This window comes from Vibrio taketomensis (genome assembly GCF_009938165.1).
Lineage (GTDB): Bacteria > Pseudomonadota > Gammaproteobacteria > Enterobacterales > Vibrionaceae > Vibrio > Vibrio taketomensis.
Map to the genome: position 1 here is coordinate 1,071,025 of NZ_AP019649.1, position 25,489 is coordinate 1,096,513.

22 protein-coding genes and 2 pseudogenes are annotated in these 25,489 nt (G+C 44.7%); 18 read left to right on the forward strand and 6 right to left on the reverse strand.

Annotation, left to right across the window (positions count from 1 at the left end; translation table 11 throughout):
• Positions 1-65: 65 nt before the first annotated feature.
• From Vt282_RS04965 to Vt282_RS04975, 3 genes are all read left to right on the forward strand, one after another.
• Complete coding sequence (locus Vt282_RS04965) at positions 66-1,076, forward strand: ABC transporter substrate-binding protein (protein WP_162047588.1); 1,011 nt, start codon at positions 66-68, stop codon at positions 1,074-1,076.
• 254 nt (positions 1,077-1,330) lie between these two features.
• Positions 1,331-1,648: a YecR family lipoprotein gene (gene yecR, locus Vt282_RS04970; protein WP_162062714.1), complete on the forward strand. Its 318-nt coding sequence runs from the start codon at positions 1,331-1,333 to the stop codon at positions 1,646-1,648.
• Positions 1,649-1,935: 287 nt separating this feature from the next.
• The gene (locus tag Vt282_RS04975; protein ID WP_162063679.1) at positions 1,936-2,358 is read left to right on the forward strand and encodes a universal stress protein; all 423 of its coding nucleotides are present in this window, start codon (positions 1,936-1,938) and stop codon (positions 2,356-2,358) included.
• A 356-nt stretch (positions 2,359-2,714) separates the two neighbouring features.
• Here Vt282_RS04975 and Vt282_RS04980 read toward each other — a convergent pair.
• A pseudogene (locus tag Vt282_RS04980) lies at positions 2,715-3,072 on the reverse strand (DUF3316 domain-containing protein).
• Positions 3,073-3,675: 603 nt separating this feature from the next.
• On the opposite strand from Vt282_RS04980, the gene katG reads away from it, so the two are divergent.
• Complete coding sequence (katG, locus tag Vt282_RS04985; RefSeq protein ID WP_162046675.1) at positions 3,676-5,847, forward strand: catalase/peroxidase HPI; 2,172 nt, start codon at positions 3,676-3,678, stop codon at positions 5,845-5,847.
• Positions 5,848-5,896: 49 nt separating this feature from the next.
• Here katG and Vt282_RS04990 read toward each other — a convergent pair whose 3' ends face one another.
• Positions 5,897-8,746 carry an alkaline phosphatase family protein gene (locus Vt282_RS04990; RefSeq protein WP_232055149.1) on the reverse strand — a complete coding sequence of 950 codons (2,850 nt, stop codon included), beginning with the start codon at positions 8,744-8,746 and terminating at the stop codon, positions 5,897-5,899.
• 402 nt (positions 8,747-9,148) lie between these two features.
• Here Vt282_RS04990 and Vt282_RS04995 point away from each other — a divergent pair, with 402 nt between their 5' ends.
• The 3 genes from Vt282_RS04995 to gloA2 all read left to right on the forward strand — a co-directional run bounded on the left by Vt282_RS04995 (position 9,149) and on the right by gloA2 (position 11,135).
• Complete coding sequence (locus Vt282_RS04995) at positions 9,149-9,586, forward strand: hypothetical protein (RefSeq protein ID WP_162062716.1); 438 nt, start codon at positions 9,149-9,151, stop codon at positions 9,584-9,586.
• Positions 9,587-10,201: 615 nt separating this feature from the next.
• Complete coding sequence (locus Vt282_RS05000; RefSeq protein WP_162062717.1) at positions 10,202-10,672, forward strand: pyrimidine dimer DNA glycosylase/endonuclease V; 471 nt, start codon at positions 10,202-10,204, stop codon at positions 10,670-10,672.
• A gap of 79 nt (positions 10,673-10,751) precedes the next feature.
• Complete coding sequence (gene gloA2, locus Vt282_RS05005; RefSeq protein ID WP_162063681.1) at positions 10,752-11,135, forward strand: SMU1112c/YaeR family gloxylase I-like metalloprotein; 384 nt, start codon at positions 10,752-10,754, stop codon at positions 11,133-11,135.
• Positions 11,136-11,157: 22 nt separating this feature from the next.
• Here gloA2 and Vt282_RS05010 read toward each other — a convergent pair whose 3' ends face one another.
• Complete coding sequence (locus Vt282_RS05010) at positions 11,158-11,508, reverse strand: DUF3147 family protein (RefSeq protein ID WP_162046670.1); 351 nt, start codon at positions 11,506-11,508, stop codon at positions 11,158-11,160.
• A 54-nt stretch (positions 11,509-11,562) separates the two neighbouring features.
• Positions 11,563-11,964: an OsmC family protein gene (locus tag Vt282_RS05015; protein WP_162062718.1), complete on the reverse strand. Its 402-nt coding sequence runs from the start codon at positions 11,962-11,964 to the stop codon at positions 11,563-11,565.
• A 210-nt stretch (positions 11,965-12,174) separates the two neighbouring features.
• On the opposite strand from Vt282_RS05015, the gene Vt282_RS05020 reads away from it, so the two are divergent.
• From Vt282_RS05020 to Vt282_RS05040, 5 genes are all read left to right on the forward strand, one after another.
• The gene (locus tag Vt282_RS05020; RefSeq protein WP_162062719.1) at positions 12,175-12,909 is read left to right on the forward strand and encodes an IclR family transcriptional regulator; all 735 of its coding nucleotides are present in this window, start codon (positions 12,175-12,177) and stop codon (positions 12,907-12,909) included.
• A 5-nt stretch (positions 12,910-12,914) separates the two neighbouring features.
• Positions 12,915-13,838, forward strand: coding sequence for a DUF1177 domain-containing protein (locus tag Vt282_RS05025; protein WP_162046667.1), 924 nt, complete (start codon positions 12,915-12,917; stop codon positions 13,836-13,838).
• 46 nt (positions 13,839-13,884) lie between these two features.
• Complete coding sequence (locus Vt282_RS05030; protein ID WP_162062720.1) at positions 13,885-15,132, forward strand: cytosine permease; 1,248 nt, start codon at positions 13,885-13,887, stop codon at positions 15,130-15,132.
• Between the two features lie 24 nt (positions 15,133-15,156).
• Positions 15,157-15,957 (forward strand): nitrilase-related carbon-nitrogen hydrolase, encoded by an 801-nt coding sequence (locus Vt282_RS05035; RefSeq protein ID WP_162062721.1) that lies wholly within the window; start codon positions 15,157-15,159, stop codon positions 15,955-15,957.
• A gap of 70 nt (positions 15,958-16,027) precedes the next feature.
• On the forward strand, positions 16,028-16,666 hold the full coding sequence (locus Vt282_RS05040) for an aspartate/glutamate racemase family protein (protein WP_162046664.1): 639 nt from the start codon (positions 16,028-16,030) through the stop codon (positions 16,664-16,666).
• 20 nt (positions 16,667-16,686) lie between these two features.
• Here the strand turns inward: Vt282_RS05040 and Vt282_RS05045 are convergent, their stop codons facing one another.
• Positions 16,687-17,382 carry a pirin family protein gene (locus Vt282_RS05045; protein WP_162062722.1) on the reverse strand — a complete coding sequence of 232 codons (696 nt, stop codon included), beginning with the start codon at positions 17,380-17,382 and terminating at the stop codon, positions 16,687-16,689.
• 206 nt (positions 17,383-17,588) lie between these two features.
• Here Vt282_RS05045 and Vt282_RS05050 point away from each other — a divergent pair, with 206 nt between their 5' ends.
• The 6 genes and pseudogenes from Vt282_RS05050 (at position 17,589) to Vt282_RS05075 (ending at position 23,856) form a co-directional block, all read left to right on the forward strand.
• Complete coding sequence (locus Vt282_RS05050; protein ID WP_162062723.1) at positions 17,589-18,149, forward strand: phosphohydrolase; 561 nt, start codon at positions 17,589-17,591, stop codon at positions 18,147-18,149.
• A gap of 518 nt (positions 18,150-18,667) precedes the next feature.
• Positions 18,668-21,092 (forward strand): annotated as a pseudogene (locus tag Vt282_RS05055) (DMSO/selenate family reductase complex A subunit).
• Positions 21,093-21,106: 14 nt separating this feature from the next.
• Complete coding sequence (locus tag Vt282_RS05060) at positions 21,107-21,733, forward strand: DMSO/selenate family reductase complex B subunit (RefSeq protein ID WP_162062724.1); 627 nt, start codon at positions 21,107-21,109, stop codon at positions 21,731-21,733.
• On the forward strand, positions 21,730-22,572 hold the full coding sequence (locus Vt282_RS05065) for a dimethyl sulfoxide reductase anchor subunit family protein (protein ID WP_162062725.1): 843 nt from the start codon (positions 21,730-21,732) through the stop codon (positions 22,570-22,572). Before Vt282_RS05060 ends, Vt282_RS05065 begins: the two co-directional genes overlap by 4 nt.
• Before the next feature lie 66 nt (positions 22,573-22,638).
• Complete coding sequence (locus tag Vt282_RS05070; RefSeq protein WP_162046659.1) at positions 22,639-23,292, forward strand: TorD/DmsD family molecular chaperone; 654 nt, start codon at positions 22,639-22,641, stop codon at positions 23,290-23,292.
• A 21-nt stretch (positions 23,293-23,313) separates the two neighbouring features.
• Positions 23,314-23,856: a 4Fe-4S binding protein gene (locus Vt282_RS05075; RefSeq protein WP_162062726.1), complete on the forward strand. Its 543-nt coding sequence runs from the start codon at positions 23,314-23,316 to the stop codon at positions 23,854-23,856.
• Between the two features lie 61 nt (positions 23,857-23,917).
• Here the strand turns inward: Vt282_RS05075 and Vt282_RS05080 are convergent, their stop codons facing one another.
• A complete protein-coding gene (locus tag Vt282_RS05080; RefSeq protein WP_162062727.1) occupies positions 23,918-25,420 on the reverse strand; it encodes a phospholipase D family protein in 1,503 nt (500 codons plus the stop codon).
• Positions 25,421-25,489: the final 69 nt, after the last annotated feature.

Here is a 25,489-nt window from a genome sequence, read left to right on the forward strand (position 1 = left end):
TCGTTTTTTATATTTTATTTTCTTAGAGTTTATCGAAATGAAAACAACAGTTTATTACTGGTTTAATGATCGCTTCTTGCAGTGTTTCTGCGTTCAGTGTGGCCGCTGGTGAGCGCATGCTGAACGTATACAACTGGGCTGAATATATGCCAGTGGACGTGATTAAGGCGTTTGAGAAGGAATATGATGTAGCAGTGAACTACTCAACCTTTGAAAACAATGAAGCGATGTACACCAAACTTAAGCTGCTCGATAGCAAGGGGTACGATGTCGCATTTGCCTCGACTTATATTATTGCCAAGATGGGCAAAGAGGGCATGTTAGCCCCAATCGATAAAGCTCAGCTTTCTCACCTAAAAGATATTACCCCAAGTCTTCTTAACCAATCTTTTGACCCTAATAACCAATATTCCGTGCCTTATGTATGGGGCGTAACGGGTATTTCCTACAATGGCGATTACTACCAAGCAAGTGACGTTCAAAGCTGGCAAGATCTGTGGAATGACAAATTCCAACAACAGGTGATGCTGCTAGATGACGTGCGTGACGTATTTGGTATGGCGCTAAAATCTTTGGGTTACAGCATCAACTCCACTAACGAAAATGAAATCAAACAAGCTTATGAACGCTTGCGCGAACTAAAACCAAACGTCGTGGTGTATAACTCTGATGCGCCTCAAGTCCCATTTGTGACTGGCGAAGTAACGGCTGGTATGCAATGGAACGGCAACGCTTATTTAGGCCGTGAAGAACTTCCAGAACTTGGTTTTGTGTATCCAAAAGAGGGTGCCATCTTGTGGATGGACAACTTTGTGATTCCGAAAGGTTCGGCAAACAAAGAATTGGCTCATCAATTCATTAATTTTATTTTGCGCCCAGAAAACCAAGCTCAAATTGTGAAAACATTAGGCTACCAACCACCAAGTCGTGCAGCGAAACAGCACCTACCGGTTGAAATGCAAAATGATCCACTGATCTTCCCTGATGATACCTTGATTTCAAACGGTGAATTCACCAATGACATCGGCAGCTTTGCTGAGGTATATCAGAAATACTGGCAAATGCTAAAAAGCTAATTTGCTCGCGCTGCCTTAACTTTACGATTAGGGTGGGGTGACAACCGAACAGCAATACTAGCTGTTAATACTGATTTGTATATTGAACCCCGGCACTGTGTGTTGGGGTTTTTTAGTTACGCCTAAACCACACAAAAGTACTTGTTTTCGCGTGAATACTTTGGGTGTCTGTTTGATAAATATTTTTAGTGATGCAGAGAAGAAAAGATTGTGTAGAATGCGCCACCTTTTATAAAATCACCATAAAAACATTCATGAAATTCAAATTGCTTATTTCTTTTGTCGTAGCTTTGACTTTAACGGCATGCGCAAACCCAGTGCCTAAAAACTGGTTTGTTGTAGATGGCAGCAAACACCACGCGACGATTAAACTTGCTTATGATGAAGGCCTGTTACAACAAGCGGTTGTTGATGAACAAGAGGCACTGTTTACGGCGCAAAATGGTTGTAAAGCTTGGGGCTACAAAAATGCGCAAAGCTTAGGTGCACCGCTAGCACAATGTGCGCGTAAAGATAAGCTATTGGGTTGTATCTCTACTCGTTATACTCAAATTTATCAGTGCACTAACTAAAATATACGCATGTAACCTCGCTCTTAGGGAGTCAGTTACTTTCTGATGTCAGCATATTGAAGTTACATTGCATACAAAGGGGCTTATTGGCCCCTTTATATTACCGCTCGAACCACTTCCTCAAATTTTCTACGGTCATTTACGTTGAAAGAAAGATTGAGACACGCCTTATCATTTCGGTTTATTGTGTTGTTGAGTGTTTTTTAATCAAATCGAGATCTCGAATACAAAATTTTTAGCAAACAAGGACTATGCTCGTAGGTAACAAAGTCGCTGAGGGCATAGGTATGAAGTACAACCATATTCTTGTTGCATTAGAACTATCCGAAGACAGCAAGGTGCTGATTGATAAGGCAGTTTCTTTAGCCGAAATGATAGGTGCTGAAGTCTCTTTAATTCACATAGATGGTAACATCGGTGAGGTTTATCCGGAGCTTATCGATATTCAAGCTGAGCCAGAGCAGCGTCCTTTGAATTTGCATGCCATGGAGCAGTTACATCAACTGCAAAACTATACAACGTTTCCGTTGCGACACTTTTTTGTTGGGACGGGCGATTTAGCTGCAAAACTAAAAAGTGTGGTTGAAGATCATGGTGTTGATATGATCGTCTGCGGCCATCATCATGATTTTATCAGTCATATTATCTCTTACTCACGTCGCCTAATAAATAAATCAACCGTTGATATGTTAGTTGTACCGGTTGATTAATATACTCAAGTAACCTCAAGGTGCGGAGTTCAGCGAGAATGACTTGGATTGCAGACAAGGCAATGATTTGAAGATCTAGTGGTTCTAAATCAAAAATCGTTAACGACGTATGCGAGCCAAGTCATCTCGCCCTTTGGGAGCAAGTTACTGCCTCGATTTTTGCGTCAAACTACTCGAAAATAGATGGCTATTTCGCTTCGTAGTTTTCCTTAAACTCAAAGCAGTAACAATGCTCTGAATCCTGCATCTTGAAGTCACTTGAGTATAAACCCATTACTTCGCCTTACTCGAGGTAATTAAAAGCCCTTTCAATATTAAGAGGGCTTTTCATTAATATCATTATTTAAATATATTATTTAGCGGCTACCAAGTTCGCGTTTTCTATATTCATATTCAACATTTAAAATAGGTTGATAGGCAATTTGCCCATTGTCTTGTAGAAACTCGTCCACAGTGACCGTTGCTTCCGTTACTGCAAATGATTGGCGATCCACGTTATCGAAACTCGATGTAAATTCTTTACGTAGTTCCAACGAGCTCTTGCTTTGGTAATCATTAATCATCGCTAAGCCCATATCGTAAGCCGCTTGCTTCGAATTCACCACATCACCTTCGATGCTTTGGACTTTGCTTTGCCATTGATATCCGCCTGCAAAAGCTGCAGAAGATGCGCCGAGAGCTAGGATGCTTACAAAGAGATAATAGTCGTTTCATAATATATTCCCTTTAGGTGACAACGCTTGATAAACGCTTTATTTGTCGGTGGTAATAGTTTTATTTAGTATCACTATTACTTGCTGTGTAACTTGCTTTGAACAAGTGTATTGCTCAAGAAGACCTCCAGGTTTGCCAGGTAATTTCAAATTAATTTCAGTTTATTTTGTTTTACAGATTGAACTTTTTCCGGTCTGAAATTTGCTCTGAAAAAATTGGATGATTAATCTGATGTTTATGATTTATTCGTCTTAGTTTGAGTACAGCAATGGCGGTTGTTTCGATCGCTTTTTATGCGGTTTGGGAATAGCGAATTACTCAAAGGAATAAAGAAAGGGCATTTTTGTTTTGCGACAGAACGGCAAAAGTAAAGCGAGCATTTTAGTGCCGCACTAAGAGATTACGCTTAAATATCACTCAGTTAATCAATTTTCTCTATCAATGAAATAGGTAGTAACTGTTTTAGTCTTACACAAGGAGGAGTATTGTGCCTGTAACACGAAGTTATCCCAAAGCGTCTGATTGTAGGGGTTTCGGTATGACGGGTAAAAACAGCAAATATTGTAATTAGCTAAGTCCCGATTGATAGGGAATGGAGTGAACATGAGTCAAAATAATAACACCAGCGGACAATGCCCTGTAATGCACGGTGCAGTTACGTCATCTCAATCTTCAAACGTTGCTTGGTGGCCGAATGCCTTAAATCTAGACATTCTTTCTCAACACGATACCAAAACAAATCCTCTAGGCGCAGACTTCAATTACCGTGAAGAATTGAAAAAACTTGATGTTGAAGCGTTAAAAAATGACGTTAAAGCATTGATGACTGATAGCCAAGAATGGTGGCCAGCAGACTGGGGTCACTACGGCGGTTTGATGGTTCGTATGGCATGGCACTCAGCAGGTTCTTACCGTACAGGTGATGGCCGCGGTGGTGCAAGTACGGGTAACCAACGTTTTGCTCCACTTAACTCATGGCCAGATAACGCAAACTTAGACAAAGCACGTCGTCTACTTTGGCCTATCAAACAAAAATACGGCAACAAAATCAGCTGGGCAGATTTAATCGTACTTGCTGGTACGATGGCGTACGAATCAATGGGCTTGAAATCATTTGGTTTCGGTTTTGGTCGTGAAGACATTTGGCATCCAGAAAAAGACGTTTACTGGGGTTCTGAAAAAGAATGGTTAGCGCCATCAGGTGCTGAAAACAGCCGTTACTCAAATGACCGTGACCTAGAAAACCCACTTGCATCAGTAATGATGGGTCTAATCTACGTAAACCCAGAAGGTGTAGATGGCAACCCAGATCCACTAAAAACAGCGGAAGACATGCGTGTGACATTCGCTCGTATGGGTATGAACGATGAAGAAACGGTTGCGCTAACTGCTGGTGGTCACACAATCGGTAAAGCGCATGGTAATGGTGATGCAGCGAATCTTGGTCAAGATCCAGAAAGCGCAGACGTTGTAGAGCAAGGTCTTGGTTGGAATAACCACAAATCTCGCGGCATCGGACGTGATACGGTAACAAGTGGTATTGAAGGTGCGTGGACTTCTAACCCAACACAATGGGATAACGGCTTCTTTGAAATGCTACTAAACCATGAGTGGGCACTGACTAAGAGCCCAGCAGGTGCATGGCAATGGGAACCAGTTGACATTAAAGAAGAAGACAAGCCAGCTGACGTTGAAGATGCAAGCATTCGTCACAATCCAATGATGACAGATGCGGATATGGCGCTAAAAGTAGACCCAGAATACCGTAAAATTTCTGAGCGTTTCTACAACGACCCTGAGCACTTCTCTGATATCTTTGCTCGCGCTTGGTTTAAACTGACTCACCGTGATATGGGTCCTAAATCTCGCTACCTTGGCCCTGATGTACCAGCAGAAGAGCTAATTTGGCAAGATCCAGTACCAGCTGGCCGTACAGATTACGATGTGGCAGCCATTAAAGCGAAAATTGCGTCAACAGACCTAAGCATCGCTGATTTAGTTTCAACTGCTTGGGATAGTGCTCGCACTTACCGTGGTTCCGATAAACGTGGCGGTGCAAACGGAGCTCGTATTCGTCTAGCGCCACAAAAAGATTGGCAAGGTAACGAGCCAGAAAAACTAGCTCGCGTATTGTCAGTGCTTGAAGGCATTGCCGCTGAAAGCAATGTAAGCGTTGCAGATGTTATCGTGCTTGCCGGTAACCTAGGTGTGGAACTTGCAGCAAAAGAAGCTGGCTTTGAAGTGGAAGTACCTTTTGCTCCTGGCCGTGGTGATGCGACTGCAGAGCAGACCGATGTTGAGTCATTTGAAGTGCTAGAACCTGTTGCTGACGGTTTCCGTAACTGGCAGAAACAACACTACGCTGCGGCACCTGAAGAAATGTTGCTAGACCGTGCACAACTAATGGGGCTAACTGCGCCAGAAATGACAGTGCTACTAGGTGGTATGCGTGTTCTAGGTGCGAACTACGAAGGCAGCGCTCACGGTGTATTCACTGACCGCGTTGGTGCGCTAACTAATGATTTCTTTGTTGGTCTAACTGACATGAATTACAACTGGAAACCAACTGGCCGCAACTCTTACGACATCGTTTCTCGTAAAACAGGTGAAGTAAAATGGACTGCGACTCGCGTAGACTTGGTGTTCGGTTCGAACTCAATCCTACGTGCTTACGCGGAAGTGTATGCGCAAGACGACAACAAAGAAAAATTCGTGAAAGACTTTGTTGCAGCTTGGACTAAAGTGATGAATGCAGATCGTTTCGACCTAGCATAATCGCTTAGCGAATGAACCCCGTAATGGCAATGCTGTTACGGGGTTTGTTTTATCGAATATCCAATGTGCCTAAAAGCGATGGATAGCCCCAACCATTTTGGTTCACCGTGACGCTTTCTTGAGTGAGGTATTCATATAGCGTTGGCGCTAAAGAGCCATTTTCTTCACTAATCAGCGTTTTGGCATTGTCACCAATGGGGTCACCCCAAAAGCCGATAAACGCGTCTTTTTCTAAATAGCTTTCACCCGCATGTCGACCGGGCACTTTCGTGTTATAGCCGATACCATCACGTGGAAATAGGTTGATCGTTCCAGCCCGAGATTCGGCATAAATATTGGCTAATTGCACCACAGAATCTGGACGAGGGGTGTAGCTGGTGAGCATTTGCCACTGTTTTTTATCACACCAAGTGGTGCTATCTGCGATATCTGCGTTAATGACACATTGTTGATACAGTCCGAGATAGCGGTTGAACTCATTTTGATTTGGTACGGATAAGTAAGGGTTAAAGGTGGTTAGGCCAAGTAGGCTAGCATCATTCGACTGACTCGATGGCATGGTGTTCGATTGCATGGTGTAATAGTAACGTTCACCACGCTTATAGATCAGCTCGTCACTACGCTGGCCATCTCGCAGACCAATGACGCGCACGTCGCAGTTCTGTTCATTGCATTGTGATTCACGCACCACCAAATAATCGAGTGTTTCATCTAAGTAGTGCAGGGTTTTATCGATGATATCGACACTTTGCTCTGGCTGCGCATGAATAGGTTTCCACACCACCAGTTCGTTATACAGAGGTTGAGTTGTCCAACCTTGCTTAGAGTTAAACAGATCCAGCATAAAGTTGCCGCCAGCGGTTGAAGCAACTACAACGTCGATACCTTTATTACTCGGTGAGTTTAGAGCATTGGTGATTTTAGGGCCTTCACCTTCATCAGATGAGATCTTCACTATGTTCAATGGATAGCCAAGTTCTTGTTCTAACGGAGAGAAGATCGCTTTTTCAGGGTTTAGGGTATAGTAAACCGGAGCAAGCCCATGATCGCCCGCCATTCCCCACAAGGTGCGTTGATAGACGCCAGCATCGCGATAAGTTTGCTCAATTTGCCCAATCCAATAATCCAAGCGGTTAAGTTCACCAGTCGGCATAATGATCTCATCACTAAACGGGCCCACAAAGTGCGCAAAGTGATCTGGCCAAGGGTTGTAGATCAAGGTGTAATCAGGCATGCCTTTGCCATCGAGTGCAGCGTATTGTTCGAGTTGTTGCTCAATCTTCCATTTTAAAGAGAGCTTGGTGTAGAGTTTCCAACTTGATGTCGATTGATAGCGTTCGATCTCTGCAATTAGGTCGGTGCGCATTTGATTTAATCGTTGTTCATTGCTGGCTCTTTCTTGCAATTCCCGCACGCAACGTTTTTCTCCGAAATCACGTAACGCTTCTCCCGCGCCCAAATTGACCAGAGCGTCATAACTGGTGTGAGCATTCCAATCATATTGGGCATTGCAATTGAGCGTTTTGAGATAATTGAGTCGATCAAACATGGTTTCGACTTGGTTGGCCTGCATCAGACGGTCAAGTTGTAGAGCATCATTACCAAAGAAATAGTAAGCGCGGTCTTGTTCTCGATCGACAAAGTGAAAGTTAGGGATCCCTGTTCCTTGTGCACCCGCAACCTTAGCTCCCGTCTTAATAATGGGGAGATTTCGAACACTGATTGTCGGCGTGGAAGATATGCCCACCCGAGCAATACTGGTTTGATGTTGCTGATAAAGACGTTTAAAGAATGGTAGATAATAAGGGTCTTTGTACGTCTGCTCGGCGAGGGTTTGTAAAAAGCGTGTATCTTGTTGATGCTCAGGGCTCGATGTGGCTTGAGACGCGCGATAGCTTTGATGTTGCAAATGATTGTTATAGGCATGCTTAATAAAGGGTTTATTTGGGTCAACTAAGCCTTCCATCAGGCCTTGCTGCAAACCATCGACCGTAATTTGAACTGCGATGCGACGCTGTTGCTGAGATTGAAGAAACCCTTTGGTCTGATTTGGATCTTGTTCAAAGCTATCCTGTAGCCATTGATTGAGGGCGATGGAGCGCTCATCTTGGTAGACAAATTGGCGATAGGCTTTGAGAACATTTAAACGCACAAAATCAATCAAAGTAATGGTTAATGCTTGTGCTTTGTTGTTCGGTTTATTGGCATTTTCAGCTTTACCGTCATCAATGATGGCAAGGAGCGCGTTTTTCATGTCTCCTTCATCCATACCCGATGAGGCTTGGATTAGGATGTGAATCACAATCGGTTGAATGCGATTGATCAGCGCTAAATCCTCGTCACTATCGGTAAGATAAGTGTACTGTGCCGGCAGTGTCTCCATCTTTTGCCATTCGCCAATTTGTACCAGTGCGTCATAAACGGTGACCATGGCAGCCATAAAATCACGGTTGATCTTTATGCCTTCTTGATGGGCTTGATCCTTTTTGTGTTCTTGAACTGTCGCATCCGTTGTTTCATCGAGTTGGAAAAGTGAATGCTCAAACCCTTTTAGGGCTCGGTCGTCATAAACCGTTTTCAAATACGCTTTAAATGTGTCTTCGCTGCCGATGCCGGTGTAGCGATCGTAAAACTGATACAGAAAATATCCGAGTGGAATAGAGTAGGTTGGATCGGCGATTTGACCCATGACTCGAGTTTTGGTTTTTACATCCAACGGTAGGCTAAGTAAGTAGCTCTCTAAGGTGACGCCACCAATGGTAAACAGCGTCATATCGCGTGAGACACGAGTGGAGTAGGAGATAGCGGATACAATCTTGTTTTGCAGTATGTCCGCAGAATTCACCAAGCCACCGAGAACCGGAGCATCACTGACATTTGCCCAGCTGATTGCCGGCATAAGTAAGCAGATTGGTGTCAGTTTCCACATTTGCTTGTGTGAAGTTGCGTCGAGATTCTTCCTTGACATAAAGCCGTCCCACTAAATTCCGTTTATTGAGGTTGCTTGAATATGTTGGCTATATTGGCAGCAAACAGAAATTGTGCAACTACTCGAGGCTAACTCGAAGTTCAAGTGATCTAGCGTTGAGTGTATGTATGATTAGTCACCGTGACTAATGCAAAGCGGCATCACTCTACAACACGTAATATCAAATAGTGCGATCGGCATCATCTTGTTGTTTTCTCGTCATTCATAACCTTTTGCTAAAGTGGTGTTGCAAGCCATGTTTTGCCGCTTGGTTTACTCAAAACCAAACAGGGAAACGCAGTATTAATGACGGACGAATGAATAGAGGGAACGATGAAAAAAGGATTGATTGCGCTGATGGCAACCATGGGAGCATTAATGGTTATGCCAGTAAAAGCCGATACGATGGCATTAACGACCTGTTTTGTTGATTCTTTAAATGGCAAAGAGCGAAAACAGTTGGCAACTTGGATCTATTTTGCGGTTGCTGCCCATCCTGAGATGAAGCCATTTTCAAATATTTCACCGCAGCAAAGAGAAGCGATCGATAAAAAGGTCGGTGCATTGGTGACTCGCTTATTAGTTGAAGATTGTGAGCAAGAGTTTATCGTGGCACAAAAACGCGATCCGCTAGCGGTTGAAGCGGCATTTGAGATGGTCGGGAAGGTCGCGATGCAGGAGCTTATGAATAGCGAAGATGTCACACAATCGATCACCAATTACGTTAAATATACCGATCAAAAGGCAATATCGAAGTTGTTTAATCAGTGATAAACATGCTGTAGTTGCGGATACGAGCAAGCGAACAGGTATCCGCAGCTAAGATGCTATTTAAATTTTGGCCTTTCAAAAAGCGGTAAAAAATGCGAAAGATAATCATCATAGCGCTGATGGTAATCGTTGTTCGAGCTGCATATGTGAGCTGGGATAGCGGTGGTAACGATTTATACGCCAGACTGGTCGCTCAATTGGATGAAAAACACGTTATTCATTAAAGGGCGGAAAAACGCTCAAGATGTCACTATAGCGTCGGGCTTTTGAGCAAGCAGCACATTGACTGTTTGGCCAGTGCAAAACCTCATTGGGGCGAAACCCAATCATGCTGGTGGTCAGTATAATCTGTTGCCGAGCATTGAATTGGACCAAATCAATTATTACCTAATGGTCACTTTCGATGATAAGCAAAAACGAATAATGTCATGCTTGTATCCAAGAGGAGGATCGCTTTGAGACTTATCACACTAGCCCATTATTTCTGTTTTGTTCACTGGAAAACAAGACTGGTTAGCTTCGCGTTAAATCTATTTTAGCCAACCAACTGATACTATTTAAGAGCTTGCTCGTATTGATTAGGAGTGCAATGTCAGAGTAAGGATACTGGGTTCGATGAATATTTTCGTATTAGACAACAACATCAATAAGTGCGCGCAATACCACTGCGATCAACACGTGGTCAAAATGATTCTCGAGAGCGTGCAATTACTTTGCACGGCGCTAAACAAAAAAGGCTTTACGACACCGTATAAATCAACCCACGTTAAGCACCCGTGTGTCTACTGGGTGGAAGAGTCGTACGACAACTTTCTCTGGCTCAAAGATCTCACCTTAGCGCTGAACAAGGAATACAAATATCGCTATCGCAAAGAGCAAGATCATAAGTCGATCGCGGTGCTAGAACAGATCAGCCATATTCAATTCCCTGCCAAGGGTCTAACGCCATTTCCACAAGCAATGCCAGATGAATACAAAGTCGAGAATGATCCGATTCAGGCTTATCGAAACTTTTACTTGGGTGATAAAGCGAAGTTTGCTAAGTGGACTCGTCGTTCCGTACCTGAGTGGTTTGCAGCCTCGTGAAATAAGCTGGATGTGTTGTTGCACCCTCTAAAACAATACGTTGTAATGTCCTCGTTTAAATCTAAGGAGCGACGTTGTGATTTTAGAGGGCATTCATCATGTGGCCATCATTTGTTCAGATTATGCAGAGTCAAAACGATTTTACACCCAAGTTCTGGGCTTAAAAGTGATTGCTGAGACTTACCGAGAGCAAAGACAATCTTACAAGCTGGATCTTGCCATGCCCAATGGTAATCAAATTGAGTTGTTTTCCTTCCCGAATGCTCCCAAAAGAGTGAGCGGACCTGAAGCGCAAGGATTGAGGCATCTTGCTTTTGTGGTGCAATCTGTTGAGGAGTCCGTCAAATATCTGCAGTCGCAGGGCGTTGAGGTTGAACCCATTCGTATTGATGAACTCACCGGAAAACCATTTACTTTTTTCAAAGACCCAGATGATCTGCCGCTGGAGCTGTATCAGGCTTAGCGAATTAACCGTGAATAGTCGGTTACAGTAAGCTGACCCCAAAGTGTTTCGCAACAAGGTTGGTAATGGCAAAGCAGGTTATGGAGACGACACAGCTAATCAGCAGTGTCAGCCAAAAGGAATACTTGCTCAGCAAATAAGGAAACAGCAGAAACATGGGCAGGGTTGGTACCACAAACCAAAAGGTATAAAACGCATGGTTGGCGAGTTTCTCGTGACCTTGCCCTTCAATGTACATCCAGATCAACGCTAATATGGTGACCGTTGGCAAGGCAGCAACTAATGCGCCTAATCGGTCACTGCGTTTAGCCACTTCTGAAATCAGCACTACGAGCGCGGCTGTCACCCCATATTTAAACAAGATCCATAACACGGCTAAATTCCTTTCAATCCAATATCCAATACTGTAACCACCTGAGTATATAGCTTAATTGAGTAGGACTGTGGCGGAAACACTAATTTCAATTGTTGGTGATAGCATGAGGCATACGTGGCAGTATTTTTCGATGGCTTGATTCGCCGCCTCAATAATGACCGCTTCTGTCATATTTGGCGCCTTAACTGAAAAATGCAGGTTCGCGGTTTTGTACAAACGTGGTTCTTCATCGGTCAGAGTATAGCTGACTTCATTTTGCAAGCTTTGAATGGCATAACCTTGCTGTTGTAATTGCAATACCACATCCGTCGCGCTGCACGAACCTAGTGCAGACAATAACAGTTCGGTTGGGCAAGGCGCTGCTTGATTGTTGGCATCGACATTGAGTTCAAATCCTTTATTCGTCGTGATCTTGAATTGGCACTCAGTGTTCCATTTGACGTTAATTGTCATTATTGCGTTCTCTTCTGCTCGTTATATGGTCAGATCGAATCAAGTCGCCTTTCCATTTTGTGGATTTACCCACGGATTCAATTGTTTCAGAAAAAGTTTTCTTGCTTGGTGAGAATTGGTGACTATTTGCGCGTTGACCGAACAAATCGTATTCGATTAATTATTCGTTATAGAAATGGAACAGGGAGTTCCATATAACGGAACAACGGTATGTTAGACAAGGTCGCCCTCGTTATTGCTCAGTATCAAATTCCTGGAAGCTATAACGGATTCTCATATTCTGAGTTGCTCACTTACACCAAGTTACCAAAGAGTACTTTGTCACGTTTGTTGGCAAATCTTGTTGCGTCGGGTTTTCTGGAACGCGATAAGCAAGGCAAGTTTGTGCTAGGCAATTTAATCATCGCATCGGCGACCAATGTCCTCTCCAGTAATTTAATTGACATCGCATCGGAATTAATGGGCAACTTGTCACGTGAGACGGGTTTAGCGGGATACATTTCGGTGTTATCAGGTCACAGCGTGATTGTGACTCGCTCTTATTCTGGCAATCGTCTTCAACCTCAATTTGTCTCTCCTGTTGGTTGCCGCGTTTGTGCCGCGCAAACCGCGGTAGGCCGTGCCATTTTGTCACGAATGGACAAAGCCGTCGTACTTGACGTATTGACCGAGCATTATGCCGAGTACGACGCATTTCAAATTGCCGCGCAAATCAAAATGGCGGATTCCAGCCGATGTATCAAAACAGAGGGTGAATTTATCACTGGCGTGGGCACGTTGGCGACGAACGTTCGCCACCCTATGACAGGCGATGTGGTGGGACTTTGTTTGTCCTATCCACAAGATCAGTTAGAAACAGATGTATTAGTGAGTGCAGAGCAGGCACTGCTTGGTGTTGCACGTAGAGTTGGTGTCCAAGTCAAAGACACGTATTGGGTTGAGTAATCATTATGATTTTAAAACAAACATTAACCACATTGGACTTGTTAGATTGTCCAAATGTAGACGGCACAGTCATTAAGAATTACTTCGCTCAATATGAAGGAGTGGACTGCACGGTAAGCACGATTCATGGCAAAAAAGGTAAAACGGATTTCGTTCGCATCGTTATTCCAGGGCTTAATGGCAAGTTAAGCGGTGGTCAATCACCGACGTTAGGTGTGATTGGTCGCTTAGGTGGTATTGGTGCAAGACCGACTCATGTTGGATTGGTATCTGATGCAGATGGCGCAGTTGCTGCCATTGCGACAGCAATGAAGTTGGCGGAAATGTTCCAACGTGGTGATCGCATTCAGTCAGATGTGATCATTACCACGCATATTTGCCCTGATGCACCGACATTCCCTCACAAACCGGTCGACTTTATGGACTCTCCAGTGTCAATGGTCGAAATGAATCAACATGAGGTCGATCCGGCATGCGATGCGATTATCTCTGTTGATACAACCAAGGGGAACCGCATTATCAACCATAAAGGTATCGCGATTTCACCAACGGTTATGCAGGGTGTGATTTTGCATGTGGCAGAGGACATGGTGCGTATCGTCGAGACTTGTACCGGTCAACCTGCGGTGACATTTCCACTCTCAATGCTAGACATTACGCCATACGGCAATGGTTTGTATCACATTAACAGTATTTTACAGCCAGCCGTCGCTGCGCAATGTCCGGTTGTTGGCTTGGCGATTACCGCAGCGGTTGCTGTTCCGGGATGCGCAACGGGTGCAAGCCATGCGACCGATATTGCTCTGGCCGCTTCAGTATGTGTTGAAACTGCGAAACAGATGAGCGCTGGTAATTGTAAGTTCTTCTGTACTGAGCAAGTCGAAATCTTCCGTAATTTATACGGCAGTATGCAGCATCTTCAAAGTTGATGTGTGCGGCTTAGATGAATTCAAATCTAGTTAAAAGGAATAAACTATGAAAGAGAATGAAAATCTCATTAACAACCCGGTCCCCATGGACCAACGTATCGGCTGGAAAGCGCCATTAATTAACTTCTTGGGCTGTAATATTGCGCTAAGTGAGTTGATGGTTGGCGGCGCACTTATCGCAGGTATGAGTGTTTCTGGGTTAGTGACTGCGGCGATTATTGGTAACCTTATTTTGATCGTGGTTGCCACTATTCAAGGCAATATTGCGGCTCGTGAAGGTCTGAACACTTACGTATTAGCAACGGGTGCTTTTGGTAAAAAAGGCGGCGTGTGGATGATTTCCTTGCTGCTTGGTTTTACCAGTTTTGGTTGGTTTGGTATTCAAGCCGGGGTTGCGGGCCTCTCTATTCAACAAATTTTCCCATCCGTAAACCTGACTTTTGCCACTATTGTACTTGGCCTGTTGATGATGGTTGTGGCTGTATACGGCTTCTCGCTAATGGCAAAATTTAACGCTTTTGCATTACCACCTTTGATTTTGCTGATGATCTACGGTTTGTACAAAGCGATGTCCGTAGACAACAGCATTGCCATTAGTGATTACCAACCATTGGCTGAAAATGCGATTTCGATGTTAGACGGTATCAATTTAGTGGTGGGTGTGGTGATCGTTGGTGCGGTTATTTCACCAGATTATTTACGCTATACCCGTAACGTGAAAGATGTGGCGATCATCGCGATTGTTGGCATTGGTTTTATCTCATTTATTCAACAGCTTTCTGCCGGCATTATGGCGATAAACTCACCAACCTGGGACATCACCGCTGTAATGGCTGATTTAGGCATGGGGTGGGGGGCATTCTTAGTTCTACTCCTAGCGGCTTGGTCGACTAACTTGAGCAATGCCTATTCTGGTGGTTTGGCGCTGAAAAATATCTTCCCAGATGTGAATCGCTCAACGCTTACCTTGGTTGCAGGTTTAATTGGTACCGCTTTAGCAGCATCAGGTTTGATCTTTAAGTTCCAAATGTTCTTGTCGGTACTGAGTATCGCCGTGCCTGCAGTCGCTGGGGTTATGTGGGCAGAATATTACCTGATCCAAGGTAAGAAGTTTGTTCAACGTGAAGGCTTCAACTGGTTTGCAGTCGGCGCTTGGGTGTTGGGCTTTGCAGTATCGATGCTTTCCAATAAATACGGTTTTGGTTTACCGCCAGTGAATGCGATCTTGGTTTCGGGTATCGCTTATTGGTTGGTGATGTCACGTCTTGAAGTCGCAAAAGTACAGCCTCAGTAATAAGAGCATGACTTGGAGTATAGAATGACGACAAAACTTCAGTTAGCCATGATCCAGCCGGGCGGTAAGCCTGGCGAGGTCGAGCAAAACATTGAATTGGCTATCGCACAATGCCGTGCCGCGGCTGAGAAAGGCGCGAACTTTTTGTGCCTTCCTGAGCTTTTCAATACTGGCTACCACTTACAGTATTTAGCACATGACACGATTACCTTAGGCGAGCAGTGGTACAAATCTACGGTTGAGCGATTTTCAGCGTTAGCGAAAGAGCTCGAAGCTTATATTGTTTGCCCGATAGTCGAGCCAACGTCAATGCCAGGTGTGGCATTAAACAGTGCATTGTTATTTGACGATCAAGGTGTGTTAGTGACTAGCTACGCTAAGTCACATCTTTGGGCACTTGAAGCCTCATATTTTTGTGCGGGTAACCGTATTGAAGCGATTGATACCAAGTTCGGCCGCATTGGCTTATTAATTTGCTATGACATTGGCTTCCCTGAAGCGGCTCGTACGCTATGCAAAGATGGTGTGGAGCTCCTCATCGTGCCAGCGGCTTGGCGTATTCAAGATAAAGATATGTGGGATTTAAATCTTCGTCAGCGCGCGTTGGAAAACAACTTTTTTGTGGTGGGTATCAACGCAGCAATGGATTTTGAAGGTTTAAACCTATTTGGTCATAGCTACGCTTGTGATCCTCGTGGAACGGTCATCGCGCAAATGGATCAGCAAGTAGGGCATCAATTAGTCGAGTTGGATTTAACGCAAGTTAAAGCCTTTCGCCAAGAGATCCCTTACTTAAAAGATCGCCGTCCAGATTTATATCGATAGTCATCCCTCAATAAGGCACCAAATGGACTTGGTGTCTTATTTTCTCACACTGGCTTTCTAAGAGGCAGCAATGAAGAATAAAACCATTGGTTTGATTCGCGTCCTTTCGGGACAGTCTAAAGAATTTCTAGCGATTCAAGAGCAGCTTGTCAGTTCATACACTGGATGTCGAGTGGTGAGCTTTTGTATTGATGATCAACCACAAGGGATCAATAGCGCAGAAACCCTCGCTTGTGCCGTGCCTAAAGTGGTGGCATTGGCTCATGCCAATCAAGATAAAGTGGATGGCATGATTATTAGCTGCACTTCAGACCCAGCAGTAAGAGAGCTAAAGCGTTCGTTAGATATTCCTGTCGTTGGTGCTGGGGAGTCTTGTTTTACGCAAGCATTTAGTATTGGTGAGCATCTCGGTGGCATTGGTATAGAGCCATATCAACCAGAAAGTATTAGCGACTTAGCAAAATCCTATCAATGTGAAGTCACGTATCGACAACCGACGGACGTGATAGATACCAATACTCTGGAAGATAACCTAGATAAGGTTACTGACAACATTCTTCGCCTGCAAAGAGAAGGGTGTGATGCAGTGATGCTACTTTGCACTGGATTATCTAGCCTAGAGTACAGTCGTTACTATGCGCACCACTTTCGCATCGCGATTGTTGACCCACTTGAGGCAGCATCAGAAGCCATTATGCAGTTACTTTAACTGGAATAAACTCAACTCACCTATGGTAACTCAAAAATTAGGGCAGTACTGTTTGTAGTGCTCGGGTTATGGAGTTTCAGTTGGGTTTGATGCTCTACTTTTGCACCATCTCCTGCACTTATGGTGATGCCATCGACAAGCAACTCACTTTGAACTTGTTGTACATACATGTTCCGATTGAGTGGAATGTCAAACTCAAGGCTTTGGTTGGGAGCAAGGATCAATTGACGTAACGTGGCATCTTGTTTGATCTGCAGAGCGCCATTTTCACCGTCTGGTGTAGCAATGGTGGTTAACCCAAATTCTTGGCCAAAGTTTTTCTGTTGGTAGCTCGGCTTACCACCACGGGTGTTCGGTTCAATCCAGATTTGCAGTAACTGTAGCGGCTCACTATCTGATGCGTTGTATTCGCTATGATAAATCCCTTTTCCGGCAGACATTAACTGAAATTCGCCAGCGGGTAAGATCTCCACGTTACCTTCGCTATCTTGATGTCGAATCGCACCTTGAATAATGTAGGTAATGATTTCCATATCGCGATGACCATGCGTATCAAAACCGGTATTTGGTTGAATAATATCATCGTTAATGACGCGCAAAGCGGAGAACCCCATATGCTCTGGGTCATAGTAACTACCAAACGAGAAACTGTGCTTGGTATTGAGCCAGCCAAAATCCAAATGCCCTCGATGTTCTGCTTTACGTAATGTGATCATAACCGTTCTCCTTTCATTGATTGCGATCAGTCTAAGCTGTGCAATCATCGAAAATAACGACGCAATTTCGTTCAACACCATCAAATAATTCGAAGGTCTATTGCCAAATTTCGTATCGGTGACGAGTTTGAGTAATAACCGCTAAGCACACTTTACTTTTGTATCTAAGGCAGACTAACTTATTGAGTAGTAACAGGAGTGAATTTATGGCTGAAATAATAATTAAAACTGACCGACCTAGGGTAGAGATGTTGTTTGCGAAATATCGTGATGTGATTGGCAATGATTACATGGGCTATCGCAATCATGTCTATCGCAACATTACGTATGCGATGTATTTTCTAGACAATGATGAGCAGTACGAACAATTGGTTGAAACCGCGTTTGTTTATCACGATTTGGGATTATGGACGGATAAAGAGCTCGCTTATCTTGAACCTTCAGAAGCCATTGCTCTGGCGGATAACCAAACCCATCAATGGGGATTGGATCCCGATGCACTACGCGGTGCGATTCATTGGCATCATAAGATCTCGCCATACAAAGGGCCGCATCAAAAAGTGATCGAAGCGTGCCGTAAGGCGGATTGGATCGATGCTTCAATGGGTAATGTGCGTAAAGGGCTAAGTAAAGAGCAAATTCGTCGAGTGGAAGCCGCATTCCCTAATGAAGGTTTTCACAAAACGCTGTTGCGTCTGACCAAAGATTTAGGCGGCTCGACGGTCGTCGGTAGCATTAAAGTCACACTCGGTATTGTTAAGCTCTAGTTCTTTTGCTTTCCTTCTCCACACTCTTCACTGATACAAACAATGCAATTTAGCATGAAGGGTGTGGAACATTTTGCTTACGCTATCCTTTCATTTGTTCACAACTCGTCACAAAAATAATGATGAGTTGTCCGTTTTAACGACAATATCGCGCTCCCATAGCAAGCTTTATTTCACTGTTAACATTTTTAGCTCTTCCATCCTTAAAGCTTCTCAAAATGCCCCAAACCACTGACACATTGGTTTCAAATTGCTCATAAATCACCAAATCAACGCGAAAACTCAGTGTGTATTTTGATTTAAATCATGAAAACTTAGATTCTGGTTTTTGTGGCACCACTTTTCCCCATAAATTTCTATTTCATTGGTTCACATTCATTTATATTTCTTCACCTCAAAAGTGGCTAGCACGTAAATAACGTCATTTATTGTCACAAAACACGCTGATTTTCCTTACGAGGATATTCAACGTGAAACATAAAAATAAGCAATGAATCGCACAAGCGATGTGAGAAAAAATGAAAAACTGGATTGATAAAGCGGTACTAACACCGATGAAGCGTCGTAGCTTCATGAAGTGGGGTGCAGCCGTTAGCGGTGGTAGTGCCCTAACAGCAGCGTTACCATTAAAAGCAGTGGCTAAATCGGCAGCTGAAGAAACAGCGCAAACCAACACGGTTTGGTCGGCATGTATGGTGAACTGTGGTAGCCGCTGTGCGCTGCAAGTACACACTAAAAATGGTGTGATCACACAAATTGAGTCAGACAACCGTGGTGATGACCAAGGTTTTGGTAACCACCAAATCCGTGCTTGTTTGCGTGGCCGTTCAATTAAGCACCGTGTTTACAATCCAGATCGTTTGAAATACCCAATGAAGCGTGTTGGCAAACGTGGCGAAGGTCAGTTTGAACGTATTAGCTGGGATGAAGCACTTGATTTGATGGCAGAGAAACTGCAATACACCATCAAAGAGTACGGCAACGATGCGATTTTCATTACCTACGGTTCTGGTACTCAGGGCTACCGCACCGATGGTAAAGATTGCTTTAAGCGTCTATTCAACCTTGTAGGTGGTTTCCTAGATTACTACGGTAACTACAGCTGGGGCCAAATTCAGTTTGCACTGCCATTTACTTACGGCTCAACAAAACCATCTGCTTACGGTAGTTACACCACTGAGATTGAAAACTCAGATTTATTGGTGATGTTCGGTTACAACCCAGCGGAAACTCGTATGAGTGGCGGCGGTGAAATTCACGAGCATATCAACGCACAACGTAAGAACAACGTACGCACTATCATTATCGACCCGCGTTACACCGATACCATGCTAGGCAAAGAAGATTTGTGGCTGCCTATTCGCCCAGGTACGGATGCGGCATTAGTGGAAGGTATTGCACACGTATTGATCAAAGAAAACTTGGTTGACCAAGCGTTCCTGGATAAATACTGCCAAGGCTATGATGAAAAAACGCTGCCAGCGTCTGCACCAAAGAACGGCCACTACAAAGCGCATATTCTAGGCCAAGGTCCGGATGGTATTGAGAAGACTCCTGCGTGGGCTTCACAAATCACTGGCATTCCTGTGGATCAAATTGAACAACTTGCGCGTGAAATCGGTACGGCGAAAGCGTGTTTCATCACTCAAGGTACAGGTATTCAGCGTCAAGCTAACGGTGAGCAAACTTCTCGTGCGATCGTTATGTTACCAATCCTAACGGGTCACATTGGTCGTAAAGGCACGAACACCGGTGATATGCCTGCGAACTGGAGCTACCCATCGCCACGTATTCCAGTGGGTACTAACCCGATTGCGGTAAAAGTTCCGTTCTTTAAGTGGAGCGATGCGATTTTCCGTCACCATGAAATGACTGACAAAACAGACGGTATTCAAGGTGGTGAACGTCTACGTACGCCGATCAAGTTCCTGTTGAGCTACTCAGGCAACATGATCATGAACCAGCATGCTGACATCAACAAACACCGTAAATTGATTGAAGATGAGAGCAAAGCAGAGTTCATCGTAGTGTGCGATAACCACATGACGGCATCGGCTCGTTTTGCGGATCTTCTGCTACCTGACGTGACGACAATCGAAAACAACGAAGTCAGCTCAGATGGTTACTCTTCAGGCTCACTAGGCGGCGTATTCCCTCTAGTGCGTGCAATTGAACCGCTATACGAAACGCGTTGTGCTTACGATATGTGTGTGGGTCTGTCTGAGCGTCTTGGCGTGAAAGAGGCGTTTACAGAAGGTCGTACTCGTGATCAATGGCTTGAGTTCCTATACAACGGCGCGCGTGCAAAAGATCCAAAACTGCCAACGCTAGAAGATCTACGTAAAAATGGTCCTTACACATTGGCGGCGCCAATGGAGGGACGTGTGGCACTGGAAGATTTCCGTAACGATCCAGAAAAACATGCGCTAGGCACACCATCAGGCAAGATTGAGATCTACTCAACTAAGCTAGAAACCATCGCAAAAGAGTGGGTTTTGGCAGAAGACGAAGTGATCACCCCAATCCCACAATACGTGACGACTTGGGAAAGCCATCTAGACCCGAAAACTGAGCAGTTCCCACTACAGCTATTTGGTTACCACACCAAAGGCCGCACACTCAACCTACCACAACATTCCATGGCTACGTGAAGTAGTGTTTGACGGTATTTGGATGAACCCAATTGATGCGAAAAAACGTGGTCTGCAAAGTGGCGATTACGTGCGCGTATTCAACGACCGTGGTGAAATCCGTGTGGCGATCAAAGTGACTCCTCGCATCATGCCAGGCGTAACTGCACTAGGCCAAGGCGCTTGGTATAACCCAGACAAAAACGGTATCGACTTGGGTGGTTGTGTGAACACACTAACCTCGCAAAAGAATACCCCATTGTCGAAGGGTAACCCTCAACACACCATTCTGGTTGAAGTAGCTAAGGCTTAAGCGAGAGATAGAAAATGACTCAATACGGATTTCACGTAGATACCAGTAAGTGTACTGGTTGTAAAACATGCCAAGTTTCATGTAAAGACCGCAGCGATCTTCCAGTGGGTGTTAACTGGCGTCGCGTATACGAATACGCTGGTGGTGACTGGGTAGAAAATGAAGACGGCACAGTAAGCCAAAACGTATTTGCTTACTACATGTCAATCTCATGTAACCACTGTTCAAACCCTGCGTGTGTGAAAGCATGTCCAACAGGTGCGATGCATAAGCGCAGCGAAGATGGTTTGGTTGTGGTTGATAAAGATGTGTGTGTAGGCTGCCAATACTGTGGTATGGCTTGTCCTTACGGCGCACCTCAATACCACCCAGAGAAAAAACACATGACTAAGTGTGACGGCTGTTACGAGCGCGTGGCAGAAGGTCGCAAGCCAGTGTGTGTAGAATCTTGCCCACTGCGTGCATTGGATTTTGGTCCAATTGATGAACTACGTAAGCAATACGGCACCAAGAACGATGTGGCACCACTGCCAGACCCACGTTTAACGTCGCCAAACGTGATCATCACTACTTGTCGTAACTCTCGTCCTTCAGGCGATACAACAGGTAGCATCCAAAACCCAACGGAGGTGTCGCTATGAGCGAGTTATCACTGGTTTTCTTTACCGTACTAGCACAATCAGCAGTCGGTATGTTTATCGCATTGGGTTTGGTGGAGCTATGCTTCAAGCCTGAACGTAAAGCGATGAATATTGCGTTTATGGCAAGCCTTGCGTTACTTGGTCTTGGTGCTCTTGCATCAGTGACTCACCTTGGTCAGCCACTGCGTATGTTTAACGTTATGTTCGGTCTTGCGCACCTATCACCGCTAAGTATGGAAATTGTTGCGCTATCACTATTTGGTGGTGCGGCGTTTACTTACACGGCGATGCGCGTACTTAACATTCAACCAATGCTACAAAAATTGGTGTTGCCAGTGGCAATGGTGCTCGGTGTGGTATTTGTGTTGGCGATTGTTAACGTTTACCGCCTACCAACAGTTCTAAGCTGGAACTCTCATTGGACTACGTTCCAATTTTTGATGACAGCGGGTGTGGTTGGCCCTGTTGCGGCAGCGTTAGTACTGCGAGTATTAGCACCGCAACTTGGCACGACTCAAGTGCATGCAGACCGCAGCTTGGCGCTACTTGCGCTAATGACGATGACGCTATCACTAGTTGGTTTTGCTGCCTACGCAGTGTGGCTAGGTCAGTTGAACGCTTACCTTAATCCATTTGCGATCGCACACGGTGAGTTATTCACAGTGGCACGTATTGGTTTGATGGTGATGGGTGTTCTATTGCTGGCGATTCAAGCGCTACGTGGTGAAAGCCTAAACAAAGGCAGTGCATTGTTCGCATTTATCTTTGTTGTTCTGGCTGAACTTGCTGGTCGCGCGTTCTTCTACGATTCATACATTAGCGCTAGCGCAGGTATGTAATCTCGCAATCTGGGGTTAATCACTTAACCCCAGATTCTTTTTGTTTATTTACATGATTTAAGTCCTATGAACGAAACACATTATTCCAATCTTGCAGGCCTAACGATTGCGAGTCACTTTCTATACCGTGCCTTGCATCAAGCTGCGAACTCAGAGTTTATCGACGCGCTATATCAAGATGCGTTGTTTGATGAATGGCCGGTTGAATTGAGTAATGACAAAGTCAATCGAGGACTAGAACTCTTAAAGGCTGAGCCTGAGTTAGCGGCACTAGGTCGTGATTATGCTCAATTGTTTGTTGGTCCAAATGCACTAACGGCTGCTCCTTGGGGCTCGGTGTATCTGACGGAAGAGCAAATCACTTGTGGTGAATCAACGTTAGCCATTCGTGACTTTTATCAAGCACATGGCATTGCCATTGACACGGGTGAGCGCGAGCCAGAAGACCATATTGGTATTATTTTTTCTTTTATCGCTTACCTTACGGATACGGCATTAGATGCACAAGTGGTAGAAGTGAGTCACAACGATAGCTTGCAGGCATTACAAACGTTTCTGACCGAGCATGTATTGCCATGGGCACCACGCTTTTGCCTGACGATGCGTGAAGCGGCGCAAACACCATTTTATCAAGGTATCAGCTATTTAGCAGAAGGTACCCTCGAGCAGTTAGCTCAATTGGTGGATGCAAAATATAAGTTGGTGAAGTTGTACCGATAATCGAGTAGGGCAAGACCTTGTATGCGAGATAAAGATCAGCGTTATTACCAAGCTCAACTCAACATGCAGCAATGCAGTCGTCGAGGTCTGTTTCGTGGCTTTTGGTCTGGCGTGAATAAATCGATGCAACAAAGTGAGCGCATGGTTTGTCGACCGGTGCCACGCCCACCCACCGCGGCGGATGAAGCAACGTTAAAAAGGCTGTGCAATCAATGCGGTCTGTGCGTTTCAGCTTGCCCGCAACGTGTAATCACACTCGTGAGCGGATTGCCTGAGCTGGCGCTAGATTCCAATAGCTGCACCGAGTGTGGGGAATGTCAGCGAGCGTGTTCAACGTTAGCGTTAGCGGCTTCGACCCAGCATACCGGGGCGCTGGCGACGATGTCGGGCATGTGCATTCGTCAAATGGGTGCCAGTTGCCAAGAATGTGTAGAAAGTTGTCCTCATCAAGCCATTGTCTTGAGCCCGAGAGGGATAACGATTGATAAAGAGAGTTGTAGTGGTTGTGGACAATGCAAAGTCGCTTGTCCTTCAAGTGCCATTCAGATGGGTATGAAGAGCTAATTGTGCAACAGTAGATGTAGAAACCGACCGAGGGGCATCCCTAAACGGTCGGTTTTGATTGTTATAGAAAACTCTCAATAGGCAATAGGCCGCTTAGCCACGCACCACTGCGTAGCAGCCATCCAGCATCCGGTTCACTATCCAGCACTTGATTGTTTTGGTAGTCATGCCAAATCAGATCACCATCTTTGATTTCAAGTTTGTAGGCACTGGTTTTTAGCAGTTCCAATAAGCCCTGCTCAGCTTCTGCGACATACTCTGGATGCTCAAATATCACTGCCATTTCAGTATTGAGCTCAGCTGAACGTGGGTCCATATTCATCGAGCCAACAAACATCTTGCGGCTATCCAATAGCATCACTTTAGCGTGCAAACTTGAGCGACTGCTGCCCGTGACACTCCATTGATGCTCAATCTTGGCTTTGGCTTTCATTTCCCATAATTCGACGCCACCCTCGAGAAGTTCTTCACGGTATTTCGCGTACCAGCCATGCACAGCAAATACATCATTTGAAGCGAGAGAGTTGGTCAATATGATGATTTTTTTGCCACTTTTTGCGGCTTTGGTGAGTGCTTGGGTACCTGTTTCAGTGGGTACAAAATACGGCGAAACGATGATGGCAGTATTTTGAACATCAGCCAGAAGTTGCGCCAAGCCATCAATCAACTGACTTTGCCCATTGTCGATTTTTTCCGGTAAATCGTAGAGTAAGACGCCTTCGCCCCAATTGAGTGCCAATTGGTTATCAATGATGTGTTGATAGAGTGGTAATGACTCAAAGCTGTATTGATCACTGGTAAACTTGTGCTCAATTTTTGATTCTTTGCGCCACTTTTCAATATCTTGTTGGTTTAAGGCGCGCTCGCTTTGGTGGATTTGTGCCATGGGGATGGCAAAATCGCTATTCCAATAATGGTCAAACTGAACTTGAGTTTGTTCAACGACGGGACCATGGATCAGCAAATCAAAGTCACCAAACTCAACATCAGATTGAAATGAAAAATATTCGTTACCGATATTTCGCCCGCCAACGATAGTGGCGACACCATCGGCTGTCAGCGACTTATTGTGCATACGACGATTCAGTCGGTCGCCATCGGTAATCCAAGAGAGCATACGTAGATAACGATGTTGATGTGGGTTAAAGAGACGGATTTCGATATTAGGATGGCCATTTAGATAGGCAATGGTACTGTCTTTACGACTTTGCATATCATCTAACAACAAGCGTACTTTGACGCCTCGTTCTGCTGCCTCAAAAATACGCCAAATGATTAGCTGGCTGGTTTCATCATCACGAAAGATGTAGTACTGCAAATCCAGAGACGTGGATGCTGATTCAATCAAAGCCAAGCGTGTTAGCAGCGCATCATGTCCTGTTCCAAGTGGGTAAAAACCGGAATAATGGGTCGGCGTGTTTGCTGGTGGTTGGAAAAACTCCGCCAGTGGTGAGGAGGCATCAAGTCCTGAATGATAACTTGCTACTTTTGGAGCAAGCGCTGCATTTGATTCACAGCCAATTAATAGTAAGGCGCTAAGCACCAGCGCAGAGCATCTTTTCAAGCCAAATCATCCTTTGAATAGCGTAAATCGATACGGTAACACATTTGTGTTTTTATTGGAGAGAGTAAA